The organism is uncultured Amphritea sp., assembly GCF_937127095.1.
Lineage (GTDB): Bacteria > Pseudomonadota > Gammaproteobacteria > Pseudomonadales > Balneatricaceae > Amphritea.
The window spans coordinates 249,806-260,873 of record NZ_CAKZLP010000019.1; the positions used below are offsets into that span (position 1 = coordinate 249,806).

Genomic DNA, 11,068 nt, shown 5'->3' on the forward strand with positions numbered 1-11,068 from the left:
TGTGTGCCTGCCGATCTGGCTATGGGCAAAGCCTGAGAGGCGGGTACCTGACAGGTAAGTTCTGCATAGCAAAGATAGCAAATATACCTTAAAGGTATTCTGAACAGCCCTTTAAAGGCTATTCAATTTTTAAAGTGATGGTATTAGTTTTTGAGATAGACTATGTTTTATAGATAGTTTTTCAGAGGATGCCACCTTTGTTTGAAGTACCGAATATACGCCACCTCAGAGTTTTTCTTGAGGTTGTTGAGTGTAAAAGTATTAGTAAAGCCTCCGAACGGGTGTTCCTGTCACAACCGGCGATTACCCAGGCGATTGCCAAGCTTGAGGCCGCTTTGGGCACCTCTTTATTCAGCCGCCGCAGTGACGGGATGTATGTCAGTGAGTCCGGCGAAGTATTTGCTTTGCGGGTTCAGCGGGCACTGGATATGGTTCTGGAAGGGTTGCGCGGGGCGGTCAGGTTAGGAGGCAGTAAATCCCAGCCCACACACCTGTTGCAGATGTTGACGACTACTCAGCTGCGGGCGTTGATAGCAGTGACAGAAGCTCACAATTTTAGTATCGCCGGGCGCAACCTGGGGATATCACAATCCTCTCTGCATCGGGCAGCCCGTGAGCTGGAAGCGCTACTGGGGGTGGTGCTATTTGAGAAAACCAGCACCGGCATCAGTTCAAGTAAAGCGGCCCGGGCGCTGGCCAGAGCCAGTAAACTGGCATTTTCAGAGATTACTCAGGCGCGGGATGAGGTTGATGCTCTGCACAACCGGGAGATCGGACAGCTGGTGATCGGCAGTATGCCGCTGGCCCGGACATCGCTGCTGCCGAAAGCGATCATTGAGTTTTCCAGTAAGTTTCCCGATTTCAGAATCCGGGTAAACGATGGCCCCTATGATGATCTGCTGTATCACCTGCGTCATGGTGATATCGATCTGCTACTCGGAGCTTTGCGCTTTCCGGTACCTGCTGATGATGTTATTCAGGAGGAGCTGTTTTCATCGCCGGTTGAGATCGTGGCACGCCCCGGCCATCCGCTTTGCCAGGACCAGAATGTTACCCTTGAAACACTGCAGAAATACCCCTGGGTGATACCTGGTCGGGGCACACCGACCCGGGCTATTTTTGAATCAACCTTCACCGAAGCAGGCCTTGATGTGCCGTCCCGGCTGGTGGAGACGGGATCCCAGATTCTGGTTCGGTCTCTGTTAACGGGCAGTGATCGTCTGACCATGATCTCTGAACACCAAATACAGCATGAACTTTCAATGGGGGTTTTTAAAGCAGTTCCTTATGAGGTGTCGCATGCTTACCGGCCTATAGGCGTGACAGTCAGAAGCAGCTGGAAGCCAACAGCGACGCAGTCTGCATTCATAAAGTTATTGAGTAATACCGATCATGATGTTGACCTGGAAGACCTGTAATAAAATTTATTCTATTCAAAAAATGAATAGCTGTTCCGGTTAATGGATTATCCTGCTTGGTATTCCGATGTTAGTTTTATCACCATCTGTAGATTTAACTATAACGAATAGGTTACGCATTATCGTTGCTGTGGAACGTCTGGTGAGCATATTGATTTGTCAGATTCGCAACTGTGTTCCGGTAATTGAAATATGGGAGAGGGTTCAATGAGAGTATGTATTGCTGGCGCTGCAGGCGCTTTTGGTATGAAACACCTGGAAGCGATCAGCGCAATTGAAGGCGCTGAAGTCGTTTCAGTTGTTGGCGGTTCTAATTTAGAGAAAATTAAAGCCTTTGCTGCTGAGCATAATATTCCTCATTACACCACTGATCTGGCCGAGAGCCTTGCGCGTGACGATGTTGACTGTGTGATTCTGGCGACTCCGACTCAGGTTCATGCGGCTCAGGTTAAACAGTGCCTTAAAGCAGGCAAGCATGTGCAAACTGAGATCCCAATGGCCGATAACATCGAAGATGCCAAAGAGATCGTTGCGCTACAGAAAGAAACTGGCCTGGTTGCGATGGCCGGTCATACCCGTCGTTTTAACCCAAGCCATCAGTGGATTCACAACAAGATTCAGGCGGGTGAGCTTAACGTCCTGCAGATGGATGTGCAGACCTACTTTTTCCGTCGTACCAACACCAATGCAAAGGGTGAAGCACGCTCCTGGACCGACCACTTGCTGTGGCACCATGCCTGCCATACAGTTGATCTTTTTCAATACCAGACTGGCGAAACCGCCACTCAGGTACAGGCGATGCAGGGGCCGATTCATCCGGATCTGGGTATCGCGCTGGATATGAGTATCGGCATGAAAGTACCCAGTGGTGCGCTCTGTACACTCTCTCTGTCATTCAATAACGACGGTCCTTTCGGCACATTCTTCCGCTATATCTGCGATAACGGCACCTATATTGCCCGTTATGATGATCTGGAAGATGGCAAAGGTAATCCGATTGATCTTTCCGGTGTGGCGGTTTCTTTTAACGGTATTGAGCTGCAGGACCGCGAGTTCTTCGCGGCTATTCGTGAAGGTCGCGAGCCAAACTCCAGTCTGAGCCAGTGTTATCCGGCAATGGAAACCCTGGATCAACTGGAAAAATGTCTGGAAGCCGCGCAGTAACATAAAAGAACAGATACAGCAGGAGAGATTGTTTTCATGAATAGCCGCAAACTTGGCTCTTTTCAGTGTTCACCGATTGGTCTGGGTTGTATGAGTCTGTCACACGCCTATGGCACGCCACCTTCAGAGAAGGAAGCGGAGCAGGTTCTGCTGCAGGCCCTCGACATGGGTTACAGCATGCTGGATACCGCAGCGCTGTATGGCTTCGGTAATAACGAGACGCTGCTGGGCAAGGTGTTGAAAGGGCGTCGTAATGAGTTTGTGCTGGCGAGTAAATGCGGCATGTTCAAAAACGATGCGGGTGTGCGTGAGATTAATGGTCGTCCGGAGATGCTTAAGAAGACCTGTGAAGACAGTCTTCGTCGTCTGCAAACCGATGTGATCGATCTGTATTACCTGCACCGCTGGGACCGTAATGTGCCTATTGAGGACAGTGTTGGTGCACTGTCTGATCTGGTTGCCGAAGGTAAAATCCGCGATATCGGGCTGTCAGAAGTCTCTGCGGATACCCTGCGTAAAGCTCACAGGACTCACCCTATTGCTGCTGTTCAGACAGAGTATTCCCTGTGGACCCGCAACGCTGAAATTGCTGTGTTGGATGCCTGTCGTGAGCTGGGCGCTACGTTTGTTGCGTTCAGTCCGTTAGCCAGAGCGTTTCTGACCGGAAAACTCCGCGACGTTAATGCCCTTGAAGAGAAAGATATACGCCGGGGTATGCCGCGTTTTTATGCGGATAACTATGCCGTAAACCTACAGCTTTTAAGTCGGGTAGAGGAGATCGCTGAAGCAGAAGATATGACGCTGGCGCAACTATCTCTGGCATGGCTATTAGGTCGTGATGAGAACATCGTGCCGATTCCGGGAACAACGAACCTGAATCACCTGAAAGAGAACTTCAGTGCGGTCGATCTGCAACTGAGCGCTGAAGCTTTTCAGCAACTCGATCAGTTGATTAATCAGAACACCGTCGCGGGTAGCCGGTATAACCCGGCAACTCAGGCGGAGATCGATACTGAAGAGTTTGTTTAAGCATTAATAAAAACGGTTCTGTGCCTGCATGACCGAAATAATAAAAAATATAAAATTTATATAATTTACTGAGGAGTCTCAAATGAAACAGCCCCTGCTGACAACAGCAATGGCGCTTACGGCCGCCCTGATGGTTCAGGTTCCGGCTCAAGCGGCAGATTACACGCTACGCCTGGCGCACTTTTTTCCACCGGTTGCCAGCCAGCACAAAAATATCGCCCAGGCCTGGGCCGATAAAGTTAAAGCCGATTCAAATGGTCGGATTGAAGTTGAGGTTTATCCCTCTTCGACACTGGCTAAGCCACCGGCACAGTATGATGCGGTTAAAAATCGTATTGCTGATGTAACCATGACGATTCAGGGTTACACCGCTAACCGTTTCCCTCTGACTCAGGTAGTAGAGCTGCCCGGCGTCGCTCAAAATGCGGCCAACGGTTCCTGTATTATTCAAGGCCTCTATGATGAGGGTTTGATTGCCAGTGAGTATAAAGAGACCCATCCGCTGTTCTTCTTTACCCATGGGCCGGGTCATATCCATACCACTGAAAAGTTGGTGAAAGAACCTTCTGACTTTGAAGGGCTGCGTATTCGCCGTCCGACCGCGGTGGTTGCTAAGCTGCTTGAAGGTCTGGGTGCTCAACCTGTCGGTATGCCAGCACCACAGGCCTATCAGTCTGTGCAGCGTGGGGTGATCGATGGCGTTTCGCTGCCATGGGAAGGCCAACTGGTATTCCGTATTAACGAACTGACGCCTAAGCACACCGAAGTGGGTGGTCTGTATACGTTGTCGTTCCTGATGACCATGAACAAAAGTGTTTACAACAGCATGCCTGCCGATCTGCAGAAAGTTCTGGATGATAATTCCGGTACCGAATGGTCACAGAATGCCGCGAAGGTCTTCGATGATCTTGATATCAAAGGCCGTGCACAAGCGGTTGATAGTGGGCATGAAATCTACACCGTAGAAGGTGGTATTGAAAATCCAGCATGGAAACCGGTTATGGATCAGGCGATTGAAGAATACCTGTCGGAACTGGAAGCTAAGGGATTACCTGCTCGTAAGGTATATGCCCGTGCGAATGAACTCGCCGCAACCTGTAAGTAATGTTTGTTGCCTGTCGGGTTTAGATTGCTAAGTCTGGCAGGCGCAAGCTTAACTGTTAAGCCCCGCCTTACTATTCCGTTAAATGGAGTATTTTATGATGGCTTTCAGCCGGCTGTTTGATCGTATTACCCATGCAATGCATGTGATCAGCGGCGTTGTTCTCGTTTCAATGATGTTTATTACTCTTGCCGATGTGCTGTCCCGTGCCTTGTTTAAAGCAACTGATGGCTCGGTTGACTTAACCTTTATCGGCGGGGTCGAACTGATTAAATATGGTTTGCTATTGATGGTTGTGTTTGCGTTGCCATATTCAGTAGGCCGGTCGCAGGTTATCGTCGACCTTTTTACCGATAACTTTAAACCCCGTATAAAAGCGCTGTTTGAAGGTTTTTATATGCTGGGCTTCGTGTTGCTGGGAGGCGGTATGAGTTATCGTTTTTATGAGGCAATAGGCAGTGCTGAAATGTCCGGTGAGACCACTCAGGATCTGTTGATCCCTCTGACCTACCTGTATGGCCTGACGTCATTTGCAACGGCCTTTCTTGCACTGGCAGCACTGCTGATCAGTTTTCGCCTGTTCTTCTTTTGGAAAGGAGAGAATCTGTCATGAGCGGATCAATTATCGGTTTAATCTGTATTTTCGGCATGCTGGGAATGATCGCATTGCGTATGCCGATCGCACTGGCAATGGCGGTGACAGGCTTTGTGGGTTTTGGCTGGATCGTTGCGTTTGAACCGGCTCTGTCAATTCTGGATAGTGGCCCGTTCGAAACCCTGTCTAACTACAGTTTCAGTCCAATACCTATGTTTATCCTGATGGGGGTGTTTGCTTCCAAGGCGAAGATGTCACAGGAACTGTTTGAAGGTGCGCGTACCCTGTTTGGCAGCTGGCGCGGCGGTATGGCGCTGGCAGCAGTCACCTCATGCGGTATCTTTTCTGCAATCTCCGGCTCATCAATGGCCACCGCGGCGAGTATGTCACGGGTCGCATTGCCTGAGATGGAAAAGAACGGTTATGCTAAGTCACTGGCATCCGGCACGCTGGCGGCTGGTGGTACCCTGGGTATTATGATTCCGCCATCGATTGCGCTGCTGCTCTATGCGCTAATCACTGAACAATCCGTGGGTGATATGTTTATTGCGGGGGTGATTCCGGGCTTATTAGGACTCTTCCTTTACTGCGTCACTATTGCCATTGTGGTGATGCTTTTTCCACACCTGGCACAGCCGGGTACGAAAACCACCTTTGCTGAAAAAATTATCGGTCTGAAAGGTCTGGTGCCTTTTACCGGAGTATTTGCGCTGATTATTGGCGGTATCTATACCGGTCTCTTTACCCCGACAGAAGCCGCCTCAGTCGGCGCTGCCGGTACGTTCTTTATTGCTCTGTTCCGCGGCATGCAATTTCAGCAGTTTAAAGAGTCGATTGAAGAAACCCTGTTTATGTCTGCGATGATCTTCTTTATGATTATCGGCGCAGAGATCTTTGGTTATTTTCTCTCCGTATCACGTATCTCTTTCTCGCTGGTGGAATTTGTCGACAGCATGCAACTGACACCCTATATGATCCTGTTCTGTGTGTTGTTGCTGTTTATTCTGTTGGGTTGCGTCATGGACAGTATAGCGATGCTATTACTGACAGTGCCGGTGGTATACCCGTTGATAGAAGCGGCTGGGTTTGATCCTATATGGTTTGGTATCATCGCGGTGATCACCGTTGAGCTCGGGTTGATTACACCACCGGTAGGTATGAACGTGTTTGTTATAAAATCGGTCGCACCGGATATTCCTATCAAGGAGATCTTTAAGGGTGTTTTCCCGTTTGTCTTGTCAGACATTGTGCGACTGGGTTTGATTATCGCGTTTCCAGTGTTATCACTTGGTCTGCTATAGGAGTTTAAGGCTATGAATATTACCTGGACCAGTGATCTCAGCGTTGGTGATCACAGTATTGATGATGACCATAAAGGCTTATTTGCGCTGATAGATGAACTCGACTCTGCGGATATGAGCCATGATTACATCAACTCCATACTGGACCGCCTGAAAGCCTACACTCGCGGCCATTTTAGCCGTGAAGAGGTGTATATGAAGCAAGCGGGGTTTCCGGGGTTTGATGAGCACCTGGGGCAACATGAAAACTTCGTTGAGTGGCTGGAAACGATACGCGCAACCTATGCACGGTTTCCACAGAGTCCCTTCATCATTGGTGATTCAGTTAACGGTTATCTGCAACGCTGGCTGCGTCAGCATATCCTCGAAGAGGATATGAAGTACCGGGATTATATTCTCGGGCAAAGCAACAACGCTGCAGAATAACACTTTAAGATAGCGCTTTAAGATAGAACTTAAAGACAGCCCTGAAGTCCGGTCTGACACTATAGTCGTTGTCGTTATCGGCGAATAAAAAGCTCTGGCAATCATATTGTCGGAGCTTTTTTGCTTTATGGCAGCGGCTTCAACAGCATCTCACTGGTCAGAATCCTCGCATTGATAAAGCTCATTTTTATAACCCCATTGGTGAATAACTGAACTGGCCGGTAGTTCTTTATAGAGAATGGTAGCGCCTGGGTCTGGTGTTAAAACTGGATGTCATAGGTAAAGACCGGATTAACCTATATAATTTTCTCACGGCTAATTTAAGTCATACCCTTCAGTTAACAAGTACAGGAGGTCAGCATGCTGATCAGCAATATGGAGATACTACCGGGAAAAGAGGTGAAGACGCATCTCGGTCTGGTTCAGGGCAGTTCGGTACGTGCCAAGCATGTCGGCCGGGATATTATGGCAGGGCTCAAGAACATTTTCGGCGGCGAGTTAAAAGGTTATACCGAGCTGTTGCAGGAGTCCCGCGACGAAGCGATGGAACGGATGCAACGTCAGGCGCAGGCAATGGGGGCCAATGCGATACTCAATGTCCGCTTTTCTACCTCCTCCGTGGCCCAGGGTGCCGCTGAGATCTACGTTTATGGCTCCGCGGTTATCCTGGAGTAATCTGATGACAAATCTGATTATATTTCTGCTGCTGATGACGCTGGGCTATCTGGTCGGCCAGGTAGCCGAGAAAAAACATTATAAATCGATTATTCAGCGTGAAAAACGACTGAGTGGTTTGCCCACCATAGCCAGCCGCTTTCCACCCACCGACAGGCTGTTTGATCAATCCCTGGTGATGGGCAATACGGTCATCTCGGTGGATTACTTCAAACGCTTTATCGCTGCACTGCGTAACCTTCTGGGTGGCAGGGTCACCTCCTATGAATCGCTGCTCGATCGTGCCCGTCGGGAATCCCTGTTGCGAATGAAACAGCAGGCTGAAGCGATGGGGGCGGAATATGTGTTTAACGTAAAGTACGAAACGGCCTCAATCTCCAAAGGACGCAATAACGCCATCGGTTCAGTTGAGGTGCTGGCCTATGGTACGGCGCTGATCGCGTGTGGACCGAGCGATGAAGTTTGAACACCGGGAGATACCGGATGGGATAAATGTCACCGATGTTCATCCCCTGAAAGAACTGGTCGTGCTGCTCAGCGGCGCAACCATTCTGATTGTTGCACTGGTCTATATTCTGGGCTTGTCCGCCGGCTTTATGGCGCCCTATATCCCGTTCGACACCGAAAAGAGATTAACGGCCAGCTTTCCGGTTGAAGCACCGGCGGACACAGCAGTGGAGCACTACCTGCAACAGGTGACTGATCGGGTGGTTGAGGTGATGGATCTGCCTGAAGAGATCGAGGTAACACTGCACTATTCTGATGGCGATACGGTTAATGCATTTGCCACCCTCGGTGGCAATGTCGTGGTGTTCCGGGGGTTGTTGCAAAAGTTGCCCAATGAGAACGCACTGGCGATGCTGCTGGCCCATGAAATCGCGCACATAAAGCACCGTGATCCGATTGTCAGTCTGACCCGAGGCGTGACGATCAGCGCTGCTCTTGCGGTGTTACTGGGTTTCAGTGATCTTGATCTGATGGGGGAGGCGGGTGTCTATACGATGCTGCACTTTAGCCGGACGATGGAACAACAGGCGGATAGTGAAGCGCTGCAAGCCGTGTACACGCTCTATGGTCACACTCACGGCGCTTCTGATCTGTTTGACACTATTAGCGCCTGGCACAAAGCATCCGGCAATAGCGAGGGCGTCGAGTTTATGCAATCCCATCCACTTGACCAGAAGCGAATTAAAACACTCAGCGCCCAGGCAACGTCAAAGCACTGGCCTCAAGCGGGAGAGACCACTCCCTTGCCTCAGCGTTTTATTGATGGGTTGAAGGGCCAGTAAACTCGCAGCCGCGTCTAACAACGGGCAACCCAAAAGCGCGTTTTGATCATTACTTTCCGCCACCCGATCCACTGCCGCCGTTACCTGCGCCACTACCATTGCCCATGCCGTTGCCGTAACCCATACCACTGCCTGTACCCATGCCAGCACCTGTGCCCATACCGCTGCGTTTAGCCGGCATGTTGTCTGGCAACGTCACGCCACGCTCTTCGGCACGTACCTGCATACGTTGATGGTGTTCTGTACGGATCTGCGCGCGTTCTTCGTCCGTTTTAGCGGCCTGCATCTGTGTGCGATACTGGCTGCGCTCCTCATCGGTCATTAGGTGGCTGCCATAAACCATGTCGCGTGTCTGATCATTGTCCTTGAGTTGGTCTGTATCCCGAACACGATCATTATCCTGCATCATATCCATGGTTTTGTCCGGGTCTTGCAGACGTGTTTGATCCTGGTCTGCTGCGAGAACAAAATTATGGGTAAATAGCAGAGAACTCGCCATAACGGTCATCATTAACGTTTTATTGAACATGATTAACTCCTGGTAATACATTGAGGCTGATATGAACAGTTCAGCGTTATCACCCAACCCCTTATTTGATAATGCCTGGCAGGTCTCAGGCCGATCTGTACGGTCGACAACATTGACGACCGGTGGCTGATCCTGAACATTGATTTCCCGGTGGCGATGAAGCGTAACCATCCAAGGATTCTTAACTCCCCCAACATACTGTAGATAAACGTAGTAGACCGTACGTTAGCGAACATAAAACACGGAATTTTCTGCCGATGATGATTAAACTGACAGGTGTCATAGAATCATTGTAACCAGAGCGACTGATCGCCTCGTTTGCAACAGTTGGCATACCTTCTGTCCTGTTGGGATTCGTACCTCATCCCAACCTACGGTAATGTTTTTTTGAAAGTTTGTGTCACAGGTTTGGTGCCCGAAGGTCAGAGTCGACGCGCAACCTGTGGTTAAAAATGGACATGTGCATATGAAAAAGTGTCAATCAGAGTTTTTCCAATCGATACGTTGTTTTGGTTATGGTTTGGTTATCGTTCCTGCTATCTGGGTGTACCCGGTTGTCGCAAGTGAATATCGTTGTGCGGCGACTCCTGAGATTTTAATATCGGCACCCGATGACAGTATGGTCGATTATGTTTGTGATGCGGCTGACAGGACGATCAGGTTTCTTAATCGGTATACGTTGCAGTCGCAACGGCCAATAGCGATAGAGATTATTGAACAGAGCATCGATCACGAGGGCTATATGGCCTATGGCAGTTATGACCGCCAGAGCGATCGTATTCTGATGATGTCATTACCCGCGATATTGCATAGCAGCCAAGCGCCAGAGATGTACAGCATGCCCTTTGATGCTGAACACTATGTTGGTGCTTTCGCCCATGAGATCACCCATGCAATCTTCCAGCACAACGCCAACAGCGCAAAGGATGACTGGAGCAATGCCGCGCAGGAGTATCTCGCTCACGCCACCCAGCTCGGAGTTTTATCAGATTCCAGAAGAGCAGAGATCATTGATGCGGCAGCGACAGGCCCGTGGGAGAGCGGAGACGAAATAAGCGTCACCTATATGGGGTTTAATCCCACCGGGTTTGCGGTGAAATCATATCTTCATCTCTCCGGGCTGAGCGATCCGGAGGCGTTTATCACGTTGCTCCTGAATCATAAATGGTTATATGTATCGGTGCCTTGAAAAGACGTAGCTCGGGGTTAGACGTGGCTTCGCTTCTAAAAGCAGTGGCTAGTGGTTAGATGTGGCTTCGCCACTTGCTTATGTGGACTCCCCTCTGTCAACAATGAAACGATTTTGACTTAGAATAAATGCACGCTTATGTTCGAGCTCTGATTGAGTCGCTAACTCTGGCTCACTGATATTTGCGCGAACTACCGGATCATATCTAGAACGCGAGCTTTAATGCTCTTAGCAAGTCACTGATTACGGTAGCTGATTTTCATCTAAGTAAAGCATTTCATTGGGACATATTAGGCTCAGGCAGTCATTGCCTGGGCCTGATATTCTGTTCCTTTGCTCAACATAGCAAAG

General features: G+C 49.6%; 12 protein-coding genes. 11 read left to right on the forward strand and 1 reads right to left on the reverse strand.

Annotation, left to right across the window (positions count from 1 at the left end; genetic code table 11):
• The first annotated feature begins 197 nt into the window (after window positions 1-197).
• From Q0499_RS05265 to Q0499_RS05310, 10 genes are all read left to right on the forward strand, one after another.
• Window positions 198-1,418 (forward strand): LysR family transcriptional regulator, encoded by a 1,221-nt coding sequence (locus tag Q0499_RS05265; protein ID WP_299196980.1) that lies wholly within the window; start codon window positions 198-200, stop codon window positions 1,416-1,418.
• Between the two features lie 207 nt (window positions 1,419-1,625).
• Complete coding sequence (locus Q0499_RS05270; RefSeq protein ID WP_299196981.1) at window positions 1,626-2,582, forward strand: Gfo/Idh/MocA family oxidoreductase; 957 nt, start codon at window positions 1,626-1,628, stop codon at window positions 2,580-2,582.
• Window positions 2,583-2,618: 36 nt separating this feature from the next.
• Entirely contained in the window at window positions 2,619-3,611 is a 993-nt protein-coding gene (locus tag Q0499_RS05275) for an aldo/keto reductase (protein ID WP_299196982.1), read from the forward strand.
• A gap of 82 nt (window positions 3,612-3,693) precedes the next feature.
• On the forward strand, window positions 3,694-4,716 hold the full coding sequence (locus Q0499_RS05280) for a TRAP transporter substrate-binding protein (RefSeq protein WP_299196983.1): 1,023 nt from the start codon (window positions 3,694-3,696) through the stop codon (window positions 4,714-4,716).
• A 94-nt stretch (window positions 4,717-4,810) separates the two neighbouring features.
• Window positions 4,811-5,326, forward strand: a complete 516-nt coding sequence (locus Q0499_RS05285) for a TRAP transporter small permease subunit (protein WP_299196985.1) — start codon at window positions 4,811-4,813, stop codon at window positions 5,324-5,326.
• Window positions 5,323-6,609, forward strand: a complete 1,287-nt coding sequence (locus Q0499_RS05290) for a TRAP transporter large permease (RefSeq protein ID WP_299196986.1) — start codon at window positions 5,323-5,325, stop codon at window positions 6,607-6,609. The genes Q0499_RS05285 and Q0499_RS05290 overlap by 4 nt, the downstream gene beginning before the upstream one ends.
• 12 nt (window positions 6,610-6,621) lie before the next feature.
• On the forward strand, window positions 6,622-7,035 hold the full coding sequence (locus tag Q0499_RS05295; RefSeq protein WP_299196987.1) for a bacteriohemerythrin: 414 nt from the start codon (window positions 6,622-6,624) through the stop codon (window positions 7,033-7,035).
• A 360-nt stretch (window positions 7,036-7,395) separates the two neighbouring features.
• On the forward strand, window positions 7,396-7,710 hold the full coding sequence (locus tag Q0499_RS05300; protein ID WP_299196988.1) for a YbjQ family protein: 315 nt from the start codon (window positions 7,396-7,398) through the stop codon (window positions 7,708-7,710).
• 4 nt (window positions 7,711-7,714) lie between these two features.
• Window positions 7,715-8,176, forward strand: a complete 462-nt coding sequence (locus Q0499_RS05305) for a YbjQ family protein (protein ID WP_299196989.1) — start codon at window positions 7,715-7,717, stop codon at window positions 8,174-8,176.
• Window positions 8,166-8,999: a M48 family metallopeptidase gene (locus tag Q0499_RS05310; RefSeq protein ID WP_299196990.1), complete on the forward strand. Its 834-nt coding sequence runs from the start codon at window positions 8,166-8,168 to the stop codon at window positions 8,997-8,999. Before Q0499_RS05305 ends, Q0499_RS05310 begins: the two co-directional genes overlap by 11 nt.
• 49 nt (window positions 9,000-9,048) lie before the next feature.
• Here the strand turns inward: Q0499_RS05310 and Q0499_RS05315 are convergent, their stop codons facing one another.
• Window positions 9,049-9,699, reverse strand: coding sequence for a hypothetical protein (locus Q0499_RS05315; RefSeq protein WP_299196991.1), 651 nt, complete (start codon window positions 9,697-9,699; stop codon window positions 9,049-9,051).
• A 295-nt stretch (window positions 9,700-9,994) separates the two neighbouring features.
• Between Q0499_RS05315 and Q0499_RS05320 the strand changes: the two genes are divergently transcribed.
• Entirely contained in the window at window positions 9,995-10,717 is a 723-nt protein-coding gene (locus tag Q0499_RS05320) for a DUF6639 family protein (RefSeq protein ID WP_299196993.1), read from the forward strand.
• Window positions 10,718-11,068 lie beyond the last annotated feature (351 nt).

Excerpts from the sequence above, each read along its gene's own strand:
- Q0499_RS05285 (WP_299196985.1), top strand. The coding sequence starts at position 4,811 with ATGATGGCTTTCAGCCGGCTGTTTGATCGTATTACCCATGCAATGCAT.
- Q0499_RS05320 (WP_299196993.1), top strand. The coding sequence starts at position 9,995 with ATGAAAAAGTGTCAATCAGAGTTTTTCCAATCGATACGTTGTTTTGGT.
- Q0499_RS05300 (WP_299196988.1), top strand. The coding sequence starts at position 7,396 with ATGCTGATCAGCAATATGGAGATACTACCGGGAAAAGAGGTGAAGACG.
- Q0499_RS05310 (WP_299196990.1), top strand. The coding sequence starts at position 8,166 with ATGAAGTTTGAACACCGGGAGATACCGGATGGGATAAATGTCACCGAT.
- Q0499_RS05275 (WP_299196982.1), top strand. The coding sequence starts at position 2,619 with ATGAATAGCCGCAAACTTGGCTCTTTTCAGTGTTCACCGATTGGTCTG.
- Q0499_RS05315 (WP_299196991.1), bottom strand. The coding sequence starts at position 9,699 with ATGGTTACGCTTCATCGCCACCGGGAAATCAATGTTCAGGATCAGCCA.
- Q0499_RS05270 (WP_299196981.1), top strand. The coding sequence starts at position 1,626 with ATGAGAGTATGTATTGCTGGCGCTGCAGGCGCTTTTGGTATGAAACAC.
- Q0499_RS05280 (WP_299196983.1), top strand. The coding sequence starts at position 3,694 with ATGAAACAGCCCCTGCTGACAACAGCAATGGCGCTTACGGCCGCCCTG.
- Q0499_RS05295 (WP_299196987.1), top strand. The coding sequence starts at position 6,622 with ATGAATATTACCTGGACCAGTGATCTCAGCGTTGGTGATCACAGTATT.
- Q0499_RS05290 (WP_299196986.1), top strand. The coding sequence starts at position 5,323 with ATGAGCGGATCAATTATCGGTTTAATCTGTATTTTCGGCATGCTGGGA.
- Q0499_RS05305 (WP_299196989.1), top strand. The coding sequence starts at position 7,715 with ATGACAAATCTGATTATATTTCTGCTGCTGATGACGCTGGGCTATCTG.